This is a genomic window from Cerasibacillus sp. JNUCC 74 (assembly GCF_053667775.1).
Map to the genome: position 1 here is coordinate 3,723,803 of NZ_CM132207.1, position 23,975 is coordinate 3,747,777.

Consider the following 23,975-nt stretch of genomic DNA (forward strand, 5'->3'; position numbering starts at 1 on the left):
CCAACTAGTTTTTGAAGGTGAAGGAAAAAATATACACCCATAACAGGAAGAGTGAAGCGACTTCGAGGTGATGGTCGCTGGAGGGTTGTGGATAAATACATACTAAAATTATCCACCATGAACAAATCTCCAGAAACATAAAAGGGGCTGGGACATAAGCAAATACGAAATAGCAAAAACCGAACAATTCATTTAGGTACCGACCCCCGAAAGTTAGAGTAGAAATCTAATTTTCGGGGGTGTTTTTATGGCTAAATATAGTGAAGAATTTAAAATAAATCTTGTCACCGAGTATTTATATGGCAACCTAGGATATAAATTATTGGCAAAAAAATATAATATGGGTAGCGCAACACCAATATTTGAATGGGTGAAAGTCTATAAGTCTCAGGGAATGGATGGGTTAAAAAGAAAAAAAGCTAGGAAGTTTTATCCTGTTCGATTTAAATTAAATACGATACAATTTGTGTTAAAGACAGGTGCTACTTTTTTAGAAACTGCTGTTCAATTTAAATTGAACAACCCTTCCTTAATTAGACGCTGGATGAAAGAATTTAAGGAACAAGGAGTAGAAGGCCTGAAACCAAAGGGGGAGTCTTCTATGTCTAAGAAACCCAATAAACGGAAGAAAAAGGAAGAAAAAAAGTTAACACGTGAAGAAATATTAGAACGAGAGAATGAACTATTAAGGCTAGAAAATGCGTACCTAAAAAAGCTACGAGCTTTTCGGGAGAATCCAAATGCCTTCCACGAAAAGCACAGGCAAAGGTGGCATTTGGACTTAAAGAAGAAGGATTCCGATTAAAAGATATTCTCCTTATTGTGGGCATACCTGAAGCAACCTATCACTATCATGTGAAAAATTTTGGCAGAGAAGATTCAGACAAAGTACTAAAAAAAATCATTATCGATTTATTTAAAAAGTTCCATGAACGTTATGGCTATAAACGTATTACTAGAGAACTAAATAAATTAGGATACGTTATCAACCATAAAAAAGTATATCGCATTATGTGCGAATTGGGATTGAAATGTGTGAAATTTATGCGAAAATCCCGTAAATACAATTCCTATAAGGGAAACGTTGGAAAAGTGGCGAAAAACCGATTGTCTCGCCGTTTTAACACGCCAATTCCTCTTCAAAAATTAGTAACCGATATTACAGAATTCAAATGTCTAAGTGAAGAGAAGTTATATTTAAATCCGATTCTTGACCTTTATAACGGAGAAATTATTGCGTATAAAATCAAGGAACGTCCAACGTTAGATCTTGTCATAGAACCTTTAAAAGAAACGATAGAGATAATAAAGAATCATGCAACCTATCGCACCACCATCCATTCTGACCAAGGCTTTCATTACCAACACAACCAATGGGTGAGAACATTAAAAGAGAATAAAGTATTCCAAAGCATGTCTAGAAAAGCAACCTGTGCGGATAATGCTTCCATGGAGAATTTTTTTGGCATTTTAAAACAAGAAATGTATTATGGAGAAAAATTAGTAAGCTATGAAGAATTAAAAAGTCGGATTGAAGAATATATCTATTGGTATAATCATGAACGAATAAAAGAAAAATTGGCCGGGCTGAGCCCAGTCGAGTATCGAACGCAATCCAGCCAATCAACTGTATAATAAAACTCTAACTTTTGGGGGTAATCACATTATTATTGTTCGGTTTGTTTACGTTTAGAAAAACTTGGCTTGTCGCCAAGTCCTTAGCGAAAGCCGTAGTTTTTCTTATACGATAAAGTGAAACTTCATTCCGTGAAATGCTTTTTACACGGAATGTTAGTACCGCAAGGGTATGACCTAAAGGCCCTTGAACCAATCGGGCATTTAGGTGCCGTTTTCTCCCCCTCCCACTTTGACTCTTTTGTATCAATTCAGGACTTGAAGTGGGAAACTTACGGCACCTTACATGCGGGATAAACCCTAAAAATTTATACTTTCCTATAGTACAAGAACGATTTTTTGTTCGTTTTTTAATCAGCTGTTTTAGTTTTGTCCCAGCCTTGTATATTATTTACTAAAATAATCGATAATCGCATCGGCAATCCTACGGGAGGCTTGTCCATCACCATAGGGATTAGACGCTTTTGCCATTTTTTCATGCGCGGCTTTATCTGATAATAATTCATTTGCTAAATTGTAAATGGTCTCTTCATCCGTACCAGCTAATTTCAATGTTCCAGCCTCAATACCTTCTGGCCGTTCTGTTGTATCTCTTAGTACTAGCACAGGAACTCCTAATGATGGCGCCTCTTCCTGCACTCCGCCAGAATCTGTTAGAATTAAATATGCATGTGAGGCGAAATTATGAAAATCTACAACCCCTAGAGGTTCAATTAAATCAATGCGATCGTGATTTCCTAAAATTTCTTGAGCCGCCTGCTGAACAACTGGGTTGAGATGAACAGGATAAATAACATGAATATCATGATGTGTTTCAACTAAGCGTTTAATGGCACGAAACATTTGTTGCATATTGTTTCCCAAGTTTTCTCTCCGATGAGCAGTCATTAAAACTAATCGCTTTGAACCTAAACGTTCTAGAATAGGGCTGTTATAGGAGGAATCCACAGTTGTTTTTAGCGCATCTATCGCTGTATTTCCCGTTACATAAATTGTTTCTTCTGCCTTGTTCTCCTGCAATAAATTTTGTTTCGATTTTTCGGTAGGAGAGAAATGCAAGTCAGCGATTATCCCTGTTAACTGCCGATTCATTTCTTCCGGAAAAGGAGAATATTTATTCCAGGTTCTTAATCCGGCTTCTACATGTCCAACTGCAATTTGATTATAATAAGCAGCAAGGGAAGCAGCGAAAGTTGTCGTTGTATCTCCATGAACTAGCACAATATCTGGTTTCGTTTTCTTCATTACATCGTCTAAGCCTTCTAAAGCACGAGTGGTAATTTGTGCTAAAGTCTGTTGTTTTTTCATAATGTTTAAATCATAATCTGGAGTAATGTTAAATATTTGCAACACTTGATCTAACATTTCACGATGTTGTGCCGTAACGGTAACAATCGATTCAAATTCCTCTGAGCGTTTATTTAATTCAAGTACAAGTGGAGCCATTTTAATTGCTTCCGGTCGTGTACCAAAAATCGTCATTACTTTAATTCGTTTACTCATTTTTTTCACTCCAGGACCCATCATTTTTACTTTGTCCCTAACTTCGGGGAAATAAGCTACCAATCGTAAGCTGATTGTTTTAAAGGTATAAAATAAAAAAGTTATCTTCACATACGAATCAACCAATTTGTTACATTGGTAACTTCTCCATCAATGCAAATATCGTTATTTTGTACCAAAAAGCCTGTCTCCAGCATCACCTAAACCGGGAACAATATATCCTTTTTCATTTAGTTTTTCATCTAAAGCTCCCAAATAGATATCAACATCCGGATGCTCTTTTTTAATTACTTCTACACCTTCAGGAGCTGCAATTAAACACATTAAGCGAACATGCTTTGCACCTCTGTTTTTTAATGAGTGGATCGCATCATTCGCCGATCCTCCTGTAGCTAACATTGGATCTAGCACAATTAATTCACGTTCATGGATATCTGAAGGTAATTTAATATAATATTCTACTGGTTTCAATGTTTCGGGATCACGATAAAGACCGACATGCCCTACTTTTGCTGCAGGAATTAAATCCAGCATCCCATCTACCATACCTAACCCAGCCCGAAGAATAGGAACTAATCCTATTTTTTTACCAGCCAGTACATTCGAGGTCGTTTTCGTAACTGGTGTTTCAATTATTTTTTCTTGAAGTGGTAAATCTCTAGTAATTTCAAATGCCATCAGCATAGAAACCTCATCAACTAACTCACGAAACTCCTTCGTGCCAGTATTTATATCTCTTATGTACGTTAGTTTATGCTGAATTAGTGGATGGTCTAGTACGAAAACCTTTCCCATGTTGCCGTTCACTCCTTTAATTTAAGTTGCATCTTTAAAATTGTACTCAATATTAGACTTGCTTGCAAGTTGTGCCGAAATCTCGAGAATAGATATTAGAAAACTTGGCTAGTCGCCAAGTCTTTATGAAGAAAGAAAGCTATCGTTTTTCCTATACGATAAAGTGAAACTTCATTTCTTGGAGCTTTCCCAAGAAATGTTAGTTGAACGAATCGGGGATTTAGGAACCGTTTTTCTCATCTGAGAAAAATACGGATCCTTACATTCGGGATAAAGTGAAACTTCATTCCGTGGAATGCTTTTTACACGGAATGTTAGTACCACAAGTACGCAAAGAAGAGATGCTCTTGTCTTGAGCATCTCTGTATTTTAAGCATATACGGTATAAAGCGGAAACTTTTCTGTCAATGCTTTTACACGTTGTTCAGCTGTTGTTAACGCATTTTCATCTTCATGATTTTTTAATGTAAGTGAAATGATGTTTGCTATTTCCTTCATTTCTTCTTTTCCAAAACCGCGAGTGGTTACTGCTGCCGTTCCAATACGAAGACCACTAGTGATGAATGGACTTTCTTTATCAAAAGGAATTGTATTTTTATTTGCAGTAATTCCGATATCATCAAGTACTTGCTCAGCTATCTTTCCAGTTAATCCAAGTGGAGTAACATCAAGTAATAAAAGATGGTTATCCGTCCCGCCAGAGACAATACGTATTCCTTCTGCTTGCAAAGCTTCAGCTAAAGCATTAGCGTTTTCAATAATCTTCTTACAATATGTTTTGAATGAATCCGATAAAGCCTCTTTGAAAGAAACAGCTTTTGCTGCAATAATGTGCATAAGTGGTCCGCCTTGCATACCAGGAAATACTGCTTTATCAATTTTTTTTGCATATTCTTCTTTACATAAAATCATACCACCGCGTGGACCACGTAATGTTTTATGGGTAGTTGTTGTTACAAAGTCTGAATATGGTACCGGATTAGGATGTAAACCAGCTGCGACTAAACCAGCGATATGCGCCATATCAACCATTAGATAGGCTCCTACTTGATCTGCAATATCTTTAAATTTTGCAAAATCAATAATTCGTGAATAGGCACTAGCTCCTGCAACTATTAATTTTGGCCTTACTTCCTTAGCTTTTTGTAAAACAGCATCATAATCTAACTTTTCTGTTTTTTCATCTACGCCATAATCAACAAAATTATAAAGTGTACCACTGAAGTTAACAGGACTGCCATGAGTTAAATGACCACCATGGCTAAGATTCATACCGAGCACCGTATCACCAGGTTCTAATACGGTAAAGTAGACAGCCATATTTGCTTGTGCCCCTGAATGAGGCTGTACATTAGCGTGATCAGCACCAAATAGCTCCTTTGCACGATCTCGAGCTAAATTCTCTGCAACATCTACATGTTCACAGCCACCATAATATCGCTTTCCAGGATAACCTTCTGCATATTTATTCGTCAGTACGGAGCCCATTGCTTCCATAACTGCTTCAGAGACAAAATTCTCCGAGGCAATTAGTTCAATCTTATCTTGCTGGCGCTTCTTTTCAGCTTGGATGGCTTGGTATAATTCAACATCTGTCCGCTTTACATGTTCCATCGTTAATACCTCCTCGAATGTAATAGTTTCATTTTATCGTTATTTCGTTTTAAGGACAAATTTATTCATTGAAGGGTGTATTCAAAAAAAGGATAACTAGACCGAGGTCAGCTATGATAACTTCCTTGAAAAATTGAGATTACTACTTAATCCGTATATTGCAACGCCGAGACTAGCACATCCTGTCGAGTCGAAGATTAAAGCGTCGTAGTGTCGAAGTACAGTGTATGTTATTTAAATACATGAGTTATTAAGTTGACTTCCTCGAAACCCTACCCCACGTAGGAAAAGCTTTTCCCTTCCAATTCGCTCTATGATTATTACCGATTTTTTGAACACTCTTTAGAAATAATTCAAATTAAGCTTAAGGATAAACAGCACGGGCTCCGCCAATTCGTTTCGGTCGTGTATAGGCTGCAGTAATTCGGGCGTTTCCAATAAAACGTTCCGTAAATCTGAGGGGGACGGCTACTGATTTTAAATGCATACCAATCATTGTTTCACCAATATCCATACCTGCATGGGCAACTACCGATTCGACTACCACTGGATTCTCAAGTTGTTTAAAGGCATAAGCTGCCATTGCCCCCCCAGCATTTGGAACGGGAATAACCGTCACCTCTTCTAAATGAAATTGCTCCATCGTACTTCTTTCCATTACAATTGCTCGATTTAAATGTTCACAGCATTGAAAGCAAAGCTGAATACCAGATTTTTTTTGCAGCTTCCATAATTCATTATAAATTAATACTGCAATTTCTTCACTACCAGCTGTCCCAATTCTCTCTCCGGCTACCTCACTAGTGGAACAGCCGACTATAAATAGTTCTCCTTGTTTTAAGTAATTAGATTGCAGCCATTCTTCTCGTATTGTAGCTAATTGACCTAACAATTTTTGCTTATCCATGATGATAACACCTGTCCTTTATATTAAAAGAAAGTAAAATTAAAGTATAGTTAGTCATACTATAAAGTAAAACTTCATTTAGTAGTAGCTTTTCCTCCATTCTCTGCTGCATGTTAGTATCACAAAGGTATGACCTAAAGACCTCCGAAACGAATCAGGAATTTAGGCCGTTATTTCCCATTTAAGTTCTTCCTTGTATCTCCTACAATTCTTGAAGTGAGAGTCTTACGGAATCTTTCATTCAGGGTAACTTTTTAAGTTTTACATATAAAATGAACCTTCATTCAGTAGGAGTTTTCTTCCATATCCTACTGAATGTTAGTTGAACCAATCGGGCATTTAGGTGCCGTTTTCTCCCACTTAGACCTTTTGTATCAACTCAGGTATTGAAGTGGGAGTCTTACGGCACCTTACATGCGGGATAAATGAAACTTAGCAGCTTTATATAAGGAGTTAACGCTACTTGGCTCTCTTTGGAAGAGGAAATACTTAATTTCAAGGTGGTTCACATTAAAAATGAAAAACAAATTTCTACAAACGTAAGCATAGCTTAAAAATTAAATGAGTTGCCGTAAAATTTTCTAGCGTAAAAGTATAGCTGGTTTAATAACTCCCTATTGAACAAGCAATTTTATTGGTTTGTATGTTAACTATCCTCATATTTGGTTATTTTATTAATTCGATTTTCATGCCGACCACCATCAAACGCCGTTTCTAACCAAACTTTTACTATTTCCCGAGCTAACCCAGGCCCTATAACCCGTTCTCCCAATGCGATCACATTGGAATCATTATGCTGTCGAGTTAATTTTGCACTATATACATCATGCGTTAACGCACAACGAATACCTTTGACTTTGTTTGCCGCAATAGACATTCCTATTCCAGTTCCACAAATAAAAATCCCACGATCAAATTCCCCATTAGCAATTCGTTCTGCAGCCGGTAATGCATAATCCGGATAGTCAACTGACTCTTCACAACTGCAACCAGTATCTTCAAATTCAATATTCATTTCCTTTAATAATTCCTTGATCTCGTTTCTAATTGTCATTCCTGCATGGTCAGCCGTAATAATTACTTTCATTTGATTTAACTCCTTTTCTTATGGTTGAACTATTTTTTATTGTTTTACTTCTTATCCAGGAGATAAAGTGAAACTTCATTCAGTAGGAATTTTCTTCCATATCCTACTGAATGTTAGTACCGCAAGGGTATGACCTAAAAGCCCTTAAACGAATCGGGCATTTAGGTGCCGTTTTCTCCCACTTAGACCCTTTTGTACCAACTCAGGCTCTTGAAGTGGGGGCTTACGGCACCTTACATGCGGGATAAAAGCTTCTAAGTCTACTTTATCACGCATCAAAGGTACCGTACACCCCACAAACAAAATGATAGATACACTCCAAAATTCTATCTAGAATTAACGTTATCTAAATGCCCGCTTGGTTCTATTAACATTCCGTCGGAGAATTTCACTTTACTTTAAATTGATTGATTTGTTGATTTAGAATACTTGCTTGTTCTTCTAATTCATGCGCCAGCTCATCAACCCTTTCAATCGTCGATGCTTGTTCGTGAATGGAGGCATTAACTTCCTCCGCACCAGCTGACGTTTCCTCAGCAACAGCTGCAACCTCCTGAGATTGTTTTACCGTTTCTTGAATTGCTTGCAGCTGTCGATCAACTAAATTAGTAATCCGACCAATTTCTGTAGCCACATCTTCCACAGATCCAGACATTTCGGCAATGACAGTATTTGTCTTCTTCCCATTATCGGCTTCTTGTTTAGCATAGGATACGTTATCATCTATTTTATTTACTACAGCAGCAACGTCTTCTTGAATAGCAGTAATCAATCCAGAAATTCGTTGTACAGCCTGAGCACTTTGATCTGCTAATTTACGAATTTCATCCGCTACAACTGCAAACCCTTTACCATGCTCACCGGCACGTGCTGCTTCAATCGAAGCGTTTAATGCTAATAAATTTGTTTGTTCAGCAATTTCTCCAACCATCGTAATAATTGTCTCTACTTGCAAAGCATTTTCTTTTAAATGATCTACATCTTTTAAAGATGCTTCTTGTTCATCCGCTAGTTTTTGTATGCCATCTACTAATTGATTAACAGATTGCTTGCTATGTTCCAAAATCTCCAGCATAGCATTGGATTTATTCTTGGAATCAGTTGCTTTTCGTTGGACTTCTTCTGCAAGCTCTGTAGCAAGTTCCACTGCTTCTGCTGTATTTTGAATTGCTTCTGAAGCACTTTCAGCCCCTTTGGAAATTTCATCTGCTGAAGAGCGAATTGAAAGTGAGTGCTGGTTTGCCTGTTCAGAAGCCTCCCGAATATGAATAACTGATGTATTCGTGCTTTCAAAGTGTTTGTCTATATTATGTACGATATCGGTTAGATTTTTAAGCATTTTATCAAAAGATATTGCCAATGCTTTAATTTCATCATCCGACTTCGAAATTTCAATGACTTGTTTTAAGTTTCCTTTAGCAGCCTCAGATGCAGCAGCTTCTAATTTTTCAAGCGGCTTGACAATAAATCTTGCTGCAAAAAAGGCTAAAATGCCTGACCAAATAATTCCCAATATAAAAGTTGTTATCGTAAAAAAATGTTCAGAAACACTCATAAAATCTTTTACATAGTCATAAACAACATAAATGAATATAGCGCTTACTGAATACGTTACCAAAGCTAAAGTAGTCGTAAATAATACCAGCTTCAACCGTAAACTGAACCGATACTTCTTTGTCTCCATAAAACTTTCCCCACCTATTTCGAGATTTTTTTTCGTAATAGGTCAATATATTTATCCAATTCCTCCAACGTATTCTTATATACACGCAAATCACCGCCGAAAGGATCTGAGATGTCATAATTTATTAAGTTTGCTTCCAATCGTCTAATATTTTCTATTTCTTCTGCAAGATGTTCTTGTATTTGTTGGTCTAGCAAAGAATTGTCTAATTTATGCTGATTTTTCTGGATAAATATCGACCTTTTTTCCTCATAATCCGCATATGCCTTCTTCAATTGCTCCCATACTTTTTTATCGGCTTCTAATACATATTCTTTAAAAGTGTAATACTTTTCTTGAAAGTTGGGGTACTCCATAATTAATGACTGTTTATGTTGAGTCGTCATGGTTAATACAATATCTGCCCAATTAAGCAATTCTTGCGTAACTGGTTGGGAACGATGATCCAGCTCGATTCCTTTCTCTTTGAGCGCTTCAATTGCTTTGGGACTGGCTTGTTGATTTTCGACGGCAAAAACACCAGCTGATTTCACCTCTATATTTAAGATTTTATGCTTTGCTAAGGCTTCAGCCATAGGGCTTCGGCACGTATTACCTGTACATACAAATAACAACTTCATTGCAGCCGGTACCTCCAATTAAAAATTTTTCGTGCTAATATGACAAAAATAGTTCCCATTCTTTTGTCGTTACGTTTTTCACAATAGAACATATTAATTTTGGAAGCATATTTCCAACACCAAAATACATACGTTCTATTGTTAATCCTTGTAACACATCTTCTATTCTTATTTAAGAGACGTTACTCTCCTACTAATATACCATATCCATACAGTTCTTTCATGGTTAGCAGCAAAAAACTCCTCATCTGTCTATCCAATTGAAGAACCGATGTGGAGGGATATGTATTGTCTATCCTTATTCATAATTTATACAATTATGCTTGCTTTTTATTTAGCTAGTAATTAAATATTAAATGAGGATATATTTTAAACTGATCATTTCTAAATAATGTTTAAACTATTGACCAACTAAGAGATCCCTGTTATAAACAGTTAACTAAATAGGAGACGCATGCCAAATGCGATTAAAATACTCCCACCTAATAATTCACTATACACTCCTAAATACCCATGAACCTTTTTTCCGATTAGCATGCCTATCCAAGAGAGTACTGCGCTTATCATTCCAAATAAAATGAGGGAAAAAGCTGTTTTAATCCCTGAGATACCGAGACTCAATCCAACTGAAAAGCTATCGATGCTTAAGCTTAATGCCAATAAAAATAAACCCATTCCTATCGGTTGAATGATCTTTATCTGGTCGCTAAATGCAGAAAAAAACATTTGCGCCCCAATCCCTATTAACAAAAATGCTCCAACAACGGTTGTCAAATGCCCGATTTGCTCTGAAATCAGCTTACCAAATATAATTCCAATAAATGGCATCATAATATGAAATAAACCTATAACAGTACCGATAAGAGCTATCCGCTTTAATCGGAGCCGTTGCATACCTAGTCCCAGACTAACGGAAAAAGCATCTAATCCAAGTGCAAATGCTATAAACAATAAAGCAGTTATTTCTCCAATATAACCTGACATTACAATCCTCCTTGGACATGCTTATAAACTATATGTGTGCCCAAGAAAAAATATGTACAACCTGGTTAAGATTCACTTCATTTCATTCGATTTTTGAAACAAAAATAGATTAATTAAGCCTAAAATAGATACGTTAAGTCAATTTCACTCTTTCCCTGGATTTAAACATAAATAAACACCTCAAACATACTAATGTTAGTAATGTTCGAGGTGCAATACACAAAATGCGCTAGTGTGTATTATACGTGAATATGGTTGCTCGCTGCTTTCGTCAACCGATTCATGACAGCTTGTCCAATGCCCCGTTCTGAAAAAGATTGACAAACAATAACATCCACATCCTCTCGTTTAAAGGTTCGTAAAGCGTCATATAAGTTTGTCGCTACTTGCTCCATCGTTTCCCCTAATGAAATGGTTGAGTGGGCATGGAGACCATCAATCATTTGAGCAGTACCCATCAACCCAACTCGTTTACCTTCAGCTTGAAGTTGATCAATCGTTTGTTTAATGTTTTGCTTTCCTCCATTAACAATCCATAAAGGTACTTCTGGAGAATAATGCCGATATTTCATACCAGGAGCTTTTGGTTTTTCTGTTTTAACAGCTAATCCTGGATCTACCATTACCGATCCAGCTGCTTGTTCTATTTGTTCTTTGGTGATCCCTCCCGGTCTTAAAATAATAGGAATACTATTTGTACAGTCAATCACTGTCGACTCTAGACCAACGCCGGTCGGACCTCCATCTAAAATTCCGGCAATTTTTCCGTTTAAATCTTCCCATACATGTAAAGCAGTAGTAGGGCTCGGTTTTCCAGATATGTTCGCACTTGGAGCTGCAATCGGCAAACCACATGCTGTTAATAATTGTTGAGCAATAGGATGACTCGGTATACGTACTCCAACTGTATTAAGTCCGGCTGTTACATTGGGGGCGCATCGGCCATTACTCAGTAATACAAACGTAATGGGGCCTGGAGTATATAGTTCCATTAACTTATCCACATAATCCGGCCAATCCGTAACAAGTTCCGCTATTTGTGATTTCGATGCAACATGAGTAATTAATGGGTTATCCTGTGGGCGTCCCTTTGCATTAAAAATTTTATTGACAGCTTGTTCATCCGTAGCATTTGCACCTAAACCATAGACCGTTTCCGTTGGAAAAGCAACAGCTTCTCCTTGCTGAAGTAATTTTGCTGCTTGCTGGATAGCCAATTGCTGTTCTTCGGCATTATGATAGCTATCCCAATATTTTGTTTCCATTATGGCTTTACCTCTTTTCTACTATCATCATTTTAGTAGAACAAGATTATTTACGCAATCATCTTAGTTCAAATTCAATCCCAGCAGGAGCAATCATTTTTTCCGATAAGTATCGCATCTAATGGATGTATATTTTCCTAGAATATAGTTTTTACGAAATGATTGTTTATGGATGTAGCTCCTTATAATTAGGGAGTTGGACAGGACTACCATTCCTTAATTATAAGGTTTTCTATATATTTTAGTTAGATTTCCATTAATAAAAACACTGACACTGCCTAAGTTGACCTTTGCTTAAAAAGTTTATGTAACGATAGTAATTTAATATAGAAAACAAAATCTGTGGACAATTACTCAACAGAGATATCCACAGACTTATTATTTTCAATCTCGCCTATTACTCCTGCTAATTATATTTATTCACATAATCCACAGGAAACACGATAGTTATCCACAAATTCTGTGGGTAATACTGTGAATATGTTAAGAAACATGGTATAACCACCAATTCCCATTACTTTTATCGTAATTATTCACAGATACTCTCTCTTTTTGTGGATGAAATTGCAGCGCTTCCAGCAAAATATCCACTACCGGCTGATGACTGTGAACATATACACGTTGAGCATGCCTCTGCTTGGCCATTGTTAAAATAGCTTCCAAAAGCACAGGAAGGATCGCCGCTTCGGACTGCGTAATGTAAAGCTGCTTCAACCAATACGTACCTTCCTCAATCTCTTCCAAGGTAAAACAGCCTTCAATATTCCCTCTCATCTCTACTACGTAACCGTATTGGAATAAACTATGTTTGTTCACATTTGGGTTCGTTTGTAAAAATTGCTCTAATTGTTCCTTTGATGCCTTATTTGCCTGAATTAAATTCATTTCTACTCACCTCTATTACGATTTAATAGTCTTTACCGAATTAGTTTATTTTATGCACGGTTTCTTAAAACTATGACCATCCTAGCCATTCAAAGAGAAAAAACGTTACTTCAGGTTCTTCTTCTTCGTCTTCCTTCATCTCTTCACGATGTGCATCTTCAGCAGAGACAGCGTTTGTGCCATTAGAAAAGTCGAGAAAACATAACGGTGGAAATAACACACACCACCAATTATCCCCTTTTCCTTCTCCAATCGTGATTAACACTGCTTCATACTCTCCCGCAGGATATACATAAGATCCATAAACTTTTGCTGGAAAGGATACGTTGTTACCATATTTTACTTCAAATTCTTGATTTACCTCGGATTCTTCCAATACTTCTTTAACTATGCTTTCAACTTCAGGAATACGTTGTTCTATTATTTGTCTAGCTTGCTCAATATCTGTAATCTCTTCCACCCAGGTTGTAATTTCTTCATTAACCCGATCACGGACAAGACGCTTTAATGTTTGATCTTCTTGATTATCGCTATGAGCTAATATACGTAAGCGAATCGCTTCATCAGGAATGACTTGAAAATCCTCCTTGACGTTCGCATTATCTTTTTGACTAACTACTTGCGCTGGAATACTAAGAAATACTATGAAACATATAAAAACAAAAAATACTAGCTTCTTCATCACTATTTCCTCCTTTGCTATCCATCATTATGGACAAGGGCTGATGATTTTAAACTAGTATTCTTATAAATTATATTTTTACAGCGACAATGCGGTCTTTTCTATTTATATCCTTTAACACTTGCAGATCACCATTTGGATGAGCTTGATGCACTAACTTAGATACCGCTGCAGCCTGACGATGACCGATTTCAAAAGCGATAAATGAAGGCGGTGTAGGCATTTCCTTTGTTTGGTTTATTATTTGTTGATACGCAGCTAATCCCTCATTCTTAGCAAACAGAGCAAGCTTTGGATCGAAATTTTTTACCGTATCTGTCAACAAACTAGCTTCCGTTTGTGCAATATATGGCGGGTTAGAAACTATAATATCTGCTTGAATATCATTTTTGTGTACTGGCTCTAAAAAGTCTCCCATTAAAAATTGGACAGAAGCTTGATGTTTTTTTGCATTCTCTCTGGCTACAGTTAAAGCAAGCTTTGAAATATCAGTAGCATAGACGTTTACATTCTTTAGTTCCAAAGCGAGCGTGATTGCAATCACCCCGCTTCCTGTTCCAATATCAACAATTGTAAGTGCCTGATTTTCAAATTGCTTCTTTACTGTTTGAATGACGTAGTGAACCAGTTCTTCTGTCTCTGGTCTCGGGATAAGTACATGCTTATTAACTTTATATTTTCGTCCGTAAAATGAAGCATAACCCATAATATGCTGAACAGGTATTCCCATTTCAGCATGCTGCTGAATAGCCTTTTTATACTTCTCTAACACTTCCTCTGAAACCGGTTCTTGCATGTTCATATAAAAAGCTGATGATGATACTTGTAAAAAATGCTCTAAAAGAATTTCTGCTACCCGTTCTTCTCGTTGATGCTTCTTTAAAAAAAGGGAAGCCCATTGAAGGACTTCATATTGCTTCATTACTTTCATCCTTTTATTCACCGATTTGCTCCAGCTTTTTCGTTTGATCTTCCATAATTAACGCATCAATAATTTCATCTAATTTACCTTCTAAAATTTGATCAAGCTTTTGAATGGTAAGACCAATCCGGTGATCTGTCACACGATTTTGCGGAAAATTATACGTGCGAATACGCTCAGAGCGGTCTCCTGTTCCAACTGCAGATTTACGATTTTCATCATATTCTGCTTGTGCTTCTTGTTGGTACATATCATAAATGCGAGCTCGTAAAACCTTCATTGCTTTCTCTTTATTTTTTATCTGTGACTTCTCATCTTGGATAGAAACAACAATGCCTGTTGGAAGATGTGTTAAACGAACAGCAGACATCGTTGTATTAACACTTTGTCCTCCTGGTCCGCTAGAGGCAAATGTATCAACGCGAATGTCTTTTTCATGAATTTCCACTTCAACTTCTTCGGCTTCAGGAAGTACAGCTACCGTCGCTGTTGACGTATGAATACGTCCTCCTGATTCTGTTTCTGGAACCCGTTGCACGCGATGTGCACCATTTTCATATTTAAGGCGTGAATAAGCACCTTTTCCGTTAATCATAAAGATAATTTCCTTATATCCACCAACGCCTGTCGAATGGACTTCCATTACCTCTGTTTTCCACCCGTTACTTTCGGCATAACGATTATACATACGATATAAATCACCAGCAAATAACGCAGCCTCATCTCCACCTGCTGCACCACGTATTTCCATAAAGACGTTTTTATCATCATTGGGATCTTTGGGTAATAATAAAATTTTTAGCCTTTCCTCTAATACTTCTTTCCTCTCAGTAAGATCAGCAATTTCCAGCTTCACCATTTCTGCCATTTCTTCATCCAGCTGTTCTTCTTGCATCTCTTTCGCATCTTTTAACTCTTGCATCACATCTTTATATTCACGATATACTTGAACAACATCCTCTAGTCCAGCCTGTTCCTTTGAATATTCTCGAAGTTTTGTTGAATCGCTAATTACTTCCGGATCACTTAACAACTCATTTAATTTATTATAACGATCTTCTAACGATTGTAAACGTTCTAACATCACGGTCACCTCTTTCTGATTAACAGTATAATTATAGTATACTCCCGTTTCAAGGTCAAAATCGATGTGTATAAGGATGTTGAAAAACGAATGGCATGGTTTATTATTTGAAAAGACATGAAAGCCCATCGCTTGTAGCTAAAGTAAATGCTAAACATCTAGTGTTATTACATATAATTAACCAACAACACATATAACGTTCACTCATCGCAGAAAGCGGTTCGAAGTTTACTTCAGCTCAAGGAGAATAAGCTAGAAACCATACCACAGGCGCTTGGGGTAAGCTAAACGGTAATATCCACAATTTATAGAAAACAAAGTTTCCTAAACAAGAAAAAGACGCTTTGATAGCGCCTTTATGGATTAAGCTTGGACAATTTTTCAGCTATAATATAGTTTGGTTTATCAGGAACCTCATGATGATGCCGACATCTTGGCTCATAGGATTCAGAAGCGCCAACCAGAATGACCGGATCATGATAAGAGGCAGGTTTACCATCTATTAAACGCTGTGTTCTGCTTGCAGGAGATCCACAAATTGGGCAAATTGCGTTTAATTTAGTGACAGATTCACTTAAAGCCATTAGCTTCGGCATTGGACCAAATGGTTCACCACGAAAATCCGAATCTAAACCGGCAACGATAACACGTATCCCTTTATTCGCCAATTGTTCAACAATTGTAATAATAGATTCACTAAAAAACTGGGCTTCATCTATCCCAACGATATCTACTTTTTCGTCTATATGTTCCATTAGTTCTGCTATATCTTTAATCGGTCTGGCAATTAGTGAAGCACCGTTATGAGAAACAACAGCATCCTCTTCATAACGATTATCAATAGCCGGTTTAAATACTCGAACTACCAGGTTAGCATATGTAGCACGTCTCACACGACGTATCAATTCCTCAGATTTCCCAGAAAACATACTACCGCAAATCACTTCCACCCAGCCGCTTTGTTTCATCACATACATGCTCTATGCCCTCTCTTTCAATCATTTCTAAAATTGTTTACCCGCATCTGATCTATTTATAACTACGAGAAGGTACAAAACCTTTAAATTTATACTTCTAAAAAAGAACGGTTTCACATATTTTACAAGGCAAAACTTTAATCTAGCCGAGACTGACTTTTATCTCCCGCTGTTTGTTAGCCTTAGCCAATTAGACAGATCAGTTCTTCTACCTATTAACGTGTCCATTTAATTTATGTTAATCCTAAAACAGAAGCTAGATAAGACGAAATGTCATAGAAAAATTACCTGCAATGACAAGATTTATCGTTTCATAAGGCAATAAAAAAACTAAAAAACAGGCAAAGATGCGACATTTTGCCTGTTTTATACGTTATTGTAAAATCTTTTGTAGTAGAATCTTTCTCTTCCACTTACTTCATATTATATTTCTTCTTGAAGCGATCTACACGTCCACCTACTTTATCAGCTTTTTGCTTACCAGTGTAGAATGGATGTGAAGCTGAACTAATCTCCACACGAATTAATGGATACGTATTTCCGTCTTCCCATTCAATCGTTTCATTTGAAGATTTGGTAGAACCACTCAAGAATTTAAAGTCAGAACTTGTATCAAGAAATACTACTTTTCTGTACTCTGGATGAATATCTTTTTTCATGTCTTTCCACTCCTTTTTGCCCTGAATCCATTGGAAACAGAGTTATTGCAAGAGCCGTCACAGGTATAATACCTTATCTAAACTCACATAAAAAGATTATAACAGGATGATTCATGGAATGCAATAGTATGTTTTACCTTTATATAACGGTATAGTTATATTAACTTTACCATCTGAGCTGTCAAAGCTATGATGCTCTATTAATAGTCTGATACTATATAAAGAATTTTATTCCAGTTTCGCTTAAGTTCGTCTTACTCCACGCCGTTTCATTTCTTCGTCCATCAGTTGAAAAAACTCTTCATTATTTTTTGAACTCTTTAATCTTCTTAAAAATCGTTCTAAGAAGTCGTTGGAATCTTGCATTGTTTTACGAATTGCCCACATCTTATCCAGGTGTGATTTATTGACAAGTAATTCTTCCTTCCTTGTTCCGGAACGCAGAATATCAATAGCCGGAAAAATACGACGCTGTGCCAAATTGCGATCCAAATGCAATTCCATATTTCCGGTCCCTTTAAATTCCTCATAAATAACATCGTCCATTCGGGATCCAGTGTCAATTAATGCAGTAGCTAAAATGGTAAAACTGCCACCTTCTTCAATATTACGTGCAGCTCCAAAAAAACGTTTTGGACGGTGAAAAGCAGCTGGATCAATTCCCCCAGATAATGTGCGGCCACTAGGAGGAATGACAAGGTTATAAGCCCTTGCTAGGCGGGTAATGCTATCCATTAGCACAATAACATCTCGTTTATGCTCTACTAGTCGCATTGCCCGTTCTAATACTAATTCAGACACTTTAATATGACTTTCTGGAACTTCATCAAAGGTAGAACTTACTACATCTACATCCGGATGAACCGAGCGTTCAATATCAGTGACTTCCTCTGGACGTTCATCAACTAGCAAAATAATGAGCTTCGCATTTGGATGGTTTTGCGAGATGCTGTTGGCAATCTCCTTTAATAAAGTTGTTTTCCCGGCTTTAGGGGGTGCTACAATCAATCCACGTTGTCCATAACCAACTGGGGTCATCAAATCAATAATTCGGGTTGATAAATTATTTGTTTCCGTCTCCAGCTTCATTAGTCGGTTTGGATATAATGCAGTTAACGCAGGAAAATGAACTCGTTCTTTTGCTGTTTCCGGGTCCTCTCCATTAACAGCATCCACATGGAGTAAACCATAATATCTTTCATTTTCCTTTGGAGGACGTACTTTCCCGGATACTTTATCGCCATTACGTAAGTCAAAACGGCGAATTTGTGAAGCTGAAATGTAAATATCCTCTGCACTCGGTGAATAATTAATTGGACGGAGAAATCCGAAACCTTCGGAAGGAATTATTTCCAAAATCCCATCCATAAATAGATAACCATCTTTTTCTGCCTGTGCTTTTAAAATTGCAAAAATAAGTTCTTTTTTCGTTAACTTTGCGTAATAAGAAATTTTATATTCTCTAGCTAATTGGTATATTTCCTTTAATGTTAACGTCTCCAAATGGGAGATAGTTAATCCTGCCATCTAATAATCACCACGCCTATTAAAATATTTTAACTGTAGAGTTCGCTCAAGCAAATCTAGGATACAGGTAACCAATGATTTGAATACTGGGAATTTGAAAAAATCACTCATTAAGTAACTTGCTTTTCTAATAATTATTACTTGAGTATGGAACTCTTACTTGTTTATAATCTTTAGAAAACTATGATAAAAACGTTCACGGATCATGAGTATAAATTATTTTCTCTTAGATCTTATTCCACTTAATCATTCGCATGTACGTTCTTGAAAATTATAGTAAGTATCTGCAGATATAAAAAACGTTCCTTTCTATACTATGCCATTTGCATAAACGGCTTTCTATAAATTAGAGTTTTCACTTCTTTGTTGGAAGGTCTGTCCTTGCAGAAAAGAAGAAAGATTTAGAAGCTAGATTAGAAGTTCAACAAATTACACACATATATCGTAAACATATACCATAATAACCTTTTACCACTTAAGATTCAACAATATAATGATAAATATTAAAAGAAATTCTATGATTACGATTACTTTAGTATAGCACATACGGAAAAAATTTTTTAAGAGGGTGTTCAAAAAGCCCATAATAAATGACTCATCAAATTTCATCAAACATTAAATGGATAAAATTTAACACTGAAGATGAAGATGAGGTAGTGAAATCCTCAGTTAAGAAACGTATTTTTCTGGCTTCAAACAGCTTTTATTAACTTGAACATTACAAGCGAAACGGCCTCTATTCGTTTAAGTTGACAGGATAAGAAAGACTACGGCAGCAACACATCGCGGTTTTTCAAGGAGAACAACACTCCTGAAATAAAGTTTCACTTTAAATTCTAAATAGTTGCAACTAGGCGTTCTATTCGTGTTTATTGCTTCTCGTCTTGCAGCACATGTTTCTAACTTTATACACTACTCGAAACTGCAATGCCTCGAACCTAGGCCCACGACTTGCTAGTGTCGGCGTTACAAAAGAATAAGGAAAGCCGCGACAGCAATCCAGAGCGCAATTTTTGAAAAGCCTTTAAGCCGTCCTCACGTCTAGTCTCACCTCTTTTTGAACATGCATTACACTAGACTACAGTAACTTTTCTAGGAATTTATCTTTTTCTCCTAAGAAGAAGTAATACAGGAAAACATTTCTTTCTCATCATAAGTTTAACACTATATACGAAGCTTGCAACTATCCGCTTTAAATTTTTGGTTAACGCTAAGCCTTTTACGCAATCGATTGCTAGTTATGCTTATCCGTAAAACCTCAACACTATTACCATAACCAGCTTATATGAAAGTTTTTTCCTTAGGTAAAACTAATAGAAAAGGAAGCCGTTTGTTGGCTTCCTCTCCTTTTATCTATAATGGAGAAAGTATACTTATCATTTATTTGTTACCATTTTTTGATGGTTTCATACATTACTTAATGACAAGATTAGGCTTTTTCTGTAAACTATGCGTACCATCAATAAAACGGACTGTGCCACTTTTTGCTCGCATCACGACAGTTTCCGTTGTTGCTTGCTTGCCTTTGAATTGGACTCCCTTCAATAATTCACCATCCGTCACACCTGTAGCAGCAAAAATCGCGTCATCACCACTACAAAAATCCTTCATGTACAAAACTTTATTTAAATCATCTATACCCATTTTCAAACAACGATCGGTTTGCTCTTGATTGGTTGGAAAAAGTTTCCCTTGCATTTCGCCACCAAGGCATTTTAGAGCAACAGCTGCAATGACACCTTCTGGAGCACCACCAATTCCCATTAAAATATCAACGCCTGTTTCATCAAAGGCAGTATTAATTGCTCCTGCTACATCACCATTTGAAATAAGCTTGATGCGAGCACCGGCCTCGCGGATTTCTTCAATTAACTTATGATGACGAGGTCTATCCAATACAGTCACAACTATATCCTCTATTGCCTTATTTTTAGCTTTAGCAACAGCTTCCAAGTTTTCAAAGGTAGAAGCATTAATATCAATTTGACCAACTGCTTCTGGACCAACTGCAATTTTATTCATATACATATCTGGTGCGTGTAATAATGTACCTTTATCAGCTATAGCAATAACAGAAAGGGCATTCCAAGAACCATTTGCCACAATACTTGTTCCTTCTAGTGGGTCAACAGCTACATCAACTCCCGGTCCATTACCGGTTCCCAATTTTTCACCTATATAAAGCATAGGTGCTTCGTCCATTTCTCCTTCACCAATAACAACCGTTCCTTGCATTGGTATTGTATCAAAAACAGCACGCATGGCTGTAGTTGCTGCATCATCAGCTTCTTCTTTTTTTCCTCTACCCATCCAGCGTGCTGATTTTAATGCAGCTGCTTCTGTGACACGTACTAACTCCATCGTTAAACTTCTTTCCATAATAAATCTCTCCCTTTAGTAAAATATCCTCATCCCAAGAAGAAATTTTACAAAGGCTACTGTTGTTGTATTATATCTATTTAAGAGATTATTAGAAAAACTTGGTTTATCGCCAATTCTTTATGGCGAAATCTATCGTTTTTCTTATACGATAAAGTGAAACTTCATTCCGTGGAATGCTTTTTACACGGAATGTTAGTACCACAAGGGTATGACCTAAAGGCCCTTGAACCAATCGGGCATTTAGGGGCCGTTTTCTCCCACTTTGACCCTTTGCACGAACTCAGGACTTGAAGTGGGAAACTTACGGTACCTTACATGCGAGATAAAGCCTAAAGTTTTATGCTTTCCTATAGTATTAAAAAAGACCAGATAAAATAATGCGTCCAATTCATCGCTTCAGATGCATTAAACTTTCGTGTAAAAAAGTTAAGACGGCGAAAGAGTATACACATAACTAGATGGTCACTTGTACCTATGATGTGGTGCTGGTCAAGTTTTCATTATTGTGGCGCTGTATTGAAATACATACACTCTGCAACTTGAAGCTCCTCCGTCTTACAGTTTTAACGCATAAGATGTGCAGTGTCAGCTTACAACCACAAGAAATGCGTCGATAGCGATACATCGCGCATTTTCAAGAGACGTTACCAATCTACATTCACCTTAGGTCCATCCTCTTCTTGAACAACAATTTAAGAGTTCTGCAGCTCCTGTACTTCTTGTTCAGTCATTTCATCACGCCAAATTTTAGCGCCAAGATTTGTTAATTTCTCTGTGATATTTTCATAGCCACGATCGATATGATCGAGACCCGTAATTTCTGTAATTCCTTCTGCCATTAGACCGGCAATTATTAACGAAGCTCCAGCACGAAGATCTGTTGCATTTACTTTTGCTCCTTGTAATTTTACAGGACCTGTAACAATAGCTGACCCACCTTCTACTTTAATCGAAGCATTCATTCTTCTTAACTCATCAATATGCTTCAATCTTGCAGAATATATCGTATCTGTTACGACACCTGTATTATCCGCCTTTGTTAACAAGGACGTAAACGGCTGTTGGAGATCGGTAGGAAATCCGGGGTAAACCAATGTTTTTATGTCAACACTTTTCAATAAACCTTTTGGTCTAATTAAGAGTGACTCATTGCTTTCTTCGATAGGAAGCCCCATCTCACGCAGCTTAGCTAATAAAGACTCTAAATGTGTAGGAATTACATTGTCGATAACAACTTCTTTTCCCATAGCAGCAGCTGCAATTGCATATGTCCCTGCCTCAATACGATCCGGTATAATCGTATGACGGCATCCGCTCAAATGTGGAACTCCTTCAATACGAATAACATCCGTACCCACACCTTTAATTTTTGCGCCCATATTGGAGAGTAATGTAGCTACATCAATAATTTCCGGTTCTTTAGCGGCATTTTCAATAATCGTCTTTCCTTTAGCTTTGACAGCTGCTAGCATAATATTAATTGTTGCACCTACGCTTACAACATCTAAATAAATGCGTGCGCCAGTCAGCTCCTTAGCACGAAGATAAATTGCGCCCTGCTCATTTGTGACTTCTGCACCAAGTGCTTCAAACCCTTTTATATGCTGATCAATTGGACGTGGTCCTAAAAAGCAGCCGCCAGGAAGACCGATTACCGCTTTATTGAACTTACCGAGCATCGCACCCATAAAATAATACGATGCCCTAAGCTTTTTTACTTTTCCATTTGGAAGTGGCATGGCCACCATATTTGCAGGATCAATATTAACGGTTTGTCCATCCCAGGAAACCGATCCACCTATCTCTTCCAATAAATCACCAAGCGTAAATACGTCAGAAATTTGTGGAAGTCCCTCAATTGTCACACTAGAATCAGCTAATATCGCTGCTGGCAACAATGCAACTGCACTATTTTTTGCTCCACTGATTCTTACTTTGCCATTTAGTAGATGGCCACCTTCAACGAACATTTTTTGCATATAAAAACCCCACTTAGGCAAGGATCATGTGGATCCTAGTGTATGTCCACACCACTTGCAATCTTTATCGCAGTGAATACAACTGCATTTGCTCCTTAGGTTGCGCTGTTTTTCCATTATTATGCAATTAATTTTGTTTATTCCAATCTGCTAAGAATTTTTCAATTCCTTGGTCGGTTAACGGGTGCTTAACAAGTTGCTCTAAAACCTTAAACGGAATTGTCGCAATATGTGCACCATGAAGAGCAGCTTCTATTACATGTAAAGGATGACGTATGGATGCAGCAATAATTTCTGTTTTAATATCGTGCTTTTCAAATATAGTAGCAATTGTTTGGATTAAATCCATTCCATTATGACCGATATCATCTAAACGCCCCAGAAACGGTGATACATAGGTAGCACCTGCTCGAGCTGCAAGTAAAGCCTGATTTGCATTAAAAACAAGTGTAACATTCGTCTTAATATTTAAATCACTAAAGGTCTTTACTGCTTTTAAGCCTTCTAAAGTCATTGGAACTTTAACGGTAATATTTGGTGCAATAGCCGCTAATTCCTTTCCTTCACGAATCATACCTTCTGCATCTTCAGAGATTACTTCGGCACTAACAGACCCAGAAACCTCTGCTGTAATTTCACGCAGACGATCATGAAATGAAACATTCTCTTTTGCTACCAAACTTGGATTGGTTGTTACTCCATCCAGTACTCCTAAAGCATTAGCTTCACGGATCTCATCAATATTTGCTGTATCAATAAAAAACTTCATTCGTATCCCTCCTCC

21 protein-coding genes are annotated in these 23,975 nt (G+C 37.1%); 2 read left to right on the top strand and 19 right to left on the bottom strand.

Translation table 11 applies throughout. The annotated features are described in order from the left end of the window. Positions 1-247: 247 nt before the first annotated feature. Together JNUCC74_RS16575 and JNUCC74_RS16580 are read left to right on the top strand one after the other, a co-directional pair. Complete coding sequence (locus JNUCC74_RS16575; protein ID WP_454065613.1) at positions 248-805, top strand: helix-turn-helix domain-containing protein; 558 nt, start codon at positions 248-250, stop codon at positions 803-805. Beyond that, complete coding sequence (locus tag JNUCC74_RS16580) at positions 769-1,635, top strand: IS3 family transposase (protein WP_454065614.1); 867 nt, start codon at positions 769-771, stop codon at positions 1,633-1,635. Before JNUCC74_RS16575 ends, JNUCC74_RS16580 begins: the two co-directional genes overlap by 37 nt. 387 nt (positions 1,636-2,022) lie before the next feature. On the opposite strand, the gene wecB is transcribed toward JNUCC74_RS16580, so the two are convergent. From wecB to fsa, 19 genes are all read right to left on the bottom strand, one after another. Then, positions 2,023-3,138 carry a non-hydrolyzing UDP-N-acetylglucosamine 2-epimerase gene (wecB, locus tag JNUCC74_RS16585; protein ID WP_454066153.1) on the bottom strand — a complete coding sequence of 372 codons (1,116 nt, stop codon included), beginning with the start codon at positions 3,136-3,138 and terminating at the stop codon, positions 2,023-2,025. Positions 3,139-3,303: 165 nt separating this feature from the next. After that, complete coding sequence (gene upp, locus JNUCC74_RS16590; protein WP_077318516.1) at positions 3,304-3,933, bottom strand: uracil phosphoribosyltransferase; 630 nt, start codon at positions 3,931-3,933, stop codon at positions 3,304-3,306. Between the two features lie 369 nt (positions 3,934-4,302). Further along, complete coding sequence (locus JNUCC74_RS16595) at positions 4,303-5,547, bottom strand: serine hydroxymethyltransferase (RefSeq protein WP_454066154.1); 1,245 nt, start codon at positions 5,545-5,547, stop codon at positions 4,303-4,305. 364 nt (positions 5,548-5,911) lie between these two features. Beyond that, positions 5,912-6,454: a TIGR01440 family protein gene (locus JNUCC74_RS16600; protein WP_454066155.1), complete on the bottom strand. Its 543-nt coding sequence runs from the start codon at positions 6,452-6,454 to the stop codon at positions 5,912-5,914. Positions 6,455-7,100: 646 nt separating this feature from the next. Next, complete coding sequence (rpiB, locus tag JNUCC74_RS16605; RefSeq protein WP_454066156.1) at positions 7,101-7,541, bottom strand: ribose 5-phosphate isomerase B; 441 nt, start codon at positions 7,539-7,541, stop codon at positions 7,101-7,103. Between the two features lie 388 nt (positions 7,542-7,929). After that, positions 7,930-9,225 (bottom strand): methyl-accepting chemotaxis protein, encoded by a 1,296-nt coding sequence (locus JNUCC74_RS16610; protein WP_454066157.1) that lies wholly within the window; start codon positions 9,223-9,225, stop codon positions 7,930-7,932. Positions 9,226-9,239: 14 nt separating this feature from the next. Beyond that, a complete protein-coding gene (locus tag JNUCC74_RS16615; RefSeq protein ID WP_454066158.1) occupies positions 9,240-9,845 on the bottom strand; it encodes a low molecular weight protein arginine phosphatase in 606 nt (201 codons plus the stop codon). Between the two features lie 435 nt (positions 9,846-10,280). Next, on the bottom strand, positions 10,281-10,829 hold the full coding sequence (locus tag JNUCC74_RS16620; protein ID WP_454066159.1) for a manganese efflux pump MntP: 549 nt from the start codon (positions 10,827-10,829) through the stop codon (positions 10,281-10,283). Positions 10,830-11,068: 239 nt separating this feature from the next. Further along, complete coding sequence (locus JNUCC74_RS16625) at positions 11,069-12,094, bottom strand: L-threonylcarbamoyladenylate synthase (protein WP_454066160.1); 1,026 nt, start codon at positions 12,092-12,094, stop codon at positions 11,069-11,071. Between the two features lie 483 nt (positions 12,095-12,577). Next, positions 12,578-12,979, bottom strand: a complete 402-nt coding sequence (locus JNUCC74_RS16630; protein WP_077318524.1) for a GNAT family N-acetyltransferase — start codon at positions 12,977-12,979, stop codon at positions 12,578-12,580. Positions 12,980-13,049: 70 nt separating this feature from the next. Next, positions 13,050-13,661 (bottom strand): stage II sporulation protein R, encoded by a 612-nt coding sequence (gene spoIIR / locus JNUCC74_RS16635; protein ID WP_077318525.1) that lies wholly within the window; start codon positions 13,659-13,661, stop codon positions 13,050-13,052. 70 nt (positions 13,662-13,731) lie between these two features. Beyond that, the gene (gene prmC / locus JNUCC74_RS16640) at positions 13,732-14,583 is read right to left on the bottom strand and encodes a peptide chain release factor N(5)-glutamine methyltransferase (protein ID WP_454066161.1); all 852 of its coding nucleotides are present in this window, start codon (positions 14,581-14,583) and stop codon (positions 13,732-13,734) included. Positions 14,584-14,596: 13 nt separating this feature from the next. Further along, the gene (prfA, locus tag JNUCC74_RS16645) at positions 14,597-15,667 is read right to left on the bottom strand and encodes a peptide chain release factor 1 (protein WP_077318526.1); all 1,071 of its coding nucleotides are present in this window, start codon (positions 15,665-15,667) and stop codon (positions 14,597-14,599) included. Between the two features lie 356 nt (positions 15,668-16,023). Then, a complete protein-coding gene (locus tag JNUCC74_RS16650) occupies positions 16,024-16,644 on the bottom strand; it encodes a thymidine kinase (protein ID WP_454066162.1) in 621 nt (206 codons plus the stop codon). Positions 16,645-17,057: 413 nt separating this feature from the next. Then, positions 17,058-17,303: a type B 50S ribosomal protein L31 gene (locus tag JNUCC74_RS16655; protein ID WP_077318529.1), complete on the bottom strand. Its 246-nt coding sequence runs from the start codon at positions 17,301-17,303 to the stop codon at positions 17,058-17,060. Positions 17,304-17,546: 243 nt separating this feature from the next. Continuing rightward, entirely contained in the window at positions 17,547-18,830 is a 1,284-nt protein-coding gene (gene rho, locus JNUCC74_RS16660; RefSeq protein WP_454066163.1) for a transcription termination factor Rho, read from the bottom strand. A gap of 1,413 nt (positions 18,831-20,243) precedes the next feature. Beyond that, entirely contained in the window at positions 20,244-21,209 is a 966-nt protein-coding gene (gene glpX, locus JNUCC74_RS16665; protein ID WP_454066164.1) for a class II fructose-bisphosphatase, read from the bottom strand. A 695-nt stretch (positions 21,210-21,904) separates the two neighbouring features. Beyond that, entirely contained in the window at positions 21,905-23,191 is a 1,287-nt protein-coding gene (locus JNUCC74_RS16670) for a UDP-N-acetylglucosamine 1-carboxyvinyltransferase (RefSeq protein WP_077318532.1), read from the bottom strand. A gap of 127 nt (positions 23,192-23,318) precedes the next feature. After that, complete coding sequence (gene fsa, locus JNUCC74_RS16675) at positions 23,319-23,960, bottom strand: fructose-6-phosphate aldolase (protein WP_454066165.1); 642 nt, start codon at positions 23,958-23,960, stop codon at positions 23,319-23,321. Positions 23,961-23,975: the final 15 nt, after the last annotated feature.

What these genes read in the sequence shown, in the direction of transcription:
- JNUCC74_RS16575 (WP_454065613.1), top strand. Translation starts at nt 248, where the DNA reads ATGGCTAAATATAGTGAAGAATTTAAAATAAATCTTGTCACCGAGTAT.
- wecB (WP_454066153.1), bottom strand. Translation starts at nt 3,138, where the DNA reads ATGAGTAAACGAATTAAAGTAATGACGATTTTTGGTACACGACCGGAA.
- upp (WP_077318516.1), bottom strand. Translation starts at nt 3,933, where the DNA reads ATGGGAAAGGTTTTCGTACTAGACCATCCACTAATTCAGCATAAACTA.
- JNUCC74_RS16595 (WP_454066154.1), bottom strand. Translation starts at nt 5,547, where the DNA reads ATGGAACATGTAAAGCGGACAGATGTTGAATTATACCAAGCCATCCAA.
- JNUCC74_RS16600 (WP_454066155.1), bottom strand. Translation starts at nt 6,454, where the DNA reads ATGGATAAGCAAAAATTGTTAGGTCAATTAGCTACAATACGAGAAGAA.
- rpiB (WP_454066156.1), bottom strand. Translation starts at nt 7,541, where the DNA reads ATGAAAGTAATTATTACGGCTGACCATGCAGGAATGACAATTAGAAAC.
- JNUCC74_RS16610 (WP_454066157.1), bottom strand. Translation starts at nt 9,225, where the DNA reads ATGGAGACAAAGAAGTATCGGTTCAGTTTACGGTTGAAGCTGGTATTA.
- JNUCC74_RS16615 (WP_454066158.1), bottom strand. Translation starts at nt 9,845, where the DNA reads ATGAAGTTGTTATTTGTATGTACAGGTAATACGTGCCGAAGCCCTATG.
- JNUCC74_RS16620 (WP_454066159.1), bottom strand. Translation starts at nt 10,829, where the DNA reads ATGTCAGGTTATATTGGAGAAATAACTGCTTTATTGTTTATAGCATTT.
- JNUCC74_RS16625 (WP_454066160.1), bottom strand. Translation starts at nt 12,094, where the DNA reads ATGGAAACAAAATATTGGGATAGCTATCATAATGCCGAAGAACAGCAA.
- JNUCC74_RS16630 (WP_077318524.1), bottom strand. Translation starts at nt 12,979, where the DNA reads ATGAATTTAATTCAGGCAAATAAGGCATCAAAGGAACAATTAGAGCAA.
- spoIIR (WP_077318525.1), bottom strand. Translation starts at nt 13,661, where the DNA reads ATGAAGAAGCTAGTATTTTTTGTTTTTATATGTTTCATAGTATTTCTT.
- prmC (WP_454066161.1), bottom strand. Translation starts at nt 14,583, where the DNA reads ATGAAGCAATATGAAGTCCTTCAATGGGCTTCCCTTTTTTTAAAGAAG.
- prfA (WP_077318526.1), bottom strand. Translation starts at nt 15,667, where the DNA reads ATGTTAGAACGTTTACAATCGTTAGAAGATCGTTATAATAAATTAAAT.
- JNUCC74_RS16650 (WP_454066162.1), bottom strand. Translation starts at nt 16,644, where the DNA reads ATGTATGTGATGAAACAAAGCGGCTGGGTGGAAGTGATTTGCGGTAGT.
- JNUCC74_RS16655 (WP_077318529.1), bottom strand. Translation starts at nt 17,303, where the DNA reads ATGAAAAAAGATATTCATCCAGAGTACAGAAAAGTAGTATTTCTTGAT.
- rho (WP_454066163.1), bottom strand. Translation starts at nt 18,830, where the DNA reads ATGGCAGGATTAACTATCTCCCATTTGGAGACGTTAACATTAAAGGAA.
- glpX (WP_454066164.1), bottom strand. Translation starts at nt 21,209, where the DNA reads ATGGAAAGAAGTTTAACGATGGAGTTAGTACGTGTCACAGAAGCAGCT.
- JNUCC74_RS16670 (WP_077318532.1), bottom strand. Translation starts at nt 23,191, where the DNA reads ATGCAAAAAATGTTCGTTGAAGGTGGCCATCTACTAAATGGCAAAGTA.
- fsa (WP_454066165.1), bottom strand. Translation starts at nt 23,960, where the DNA reads ATGAAGTTTTTTATTGATACAGCAAATATTGATGAGATCCGTGAAGCT.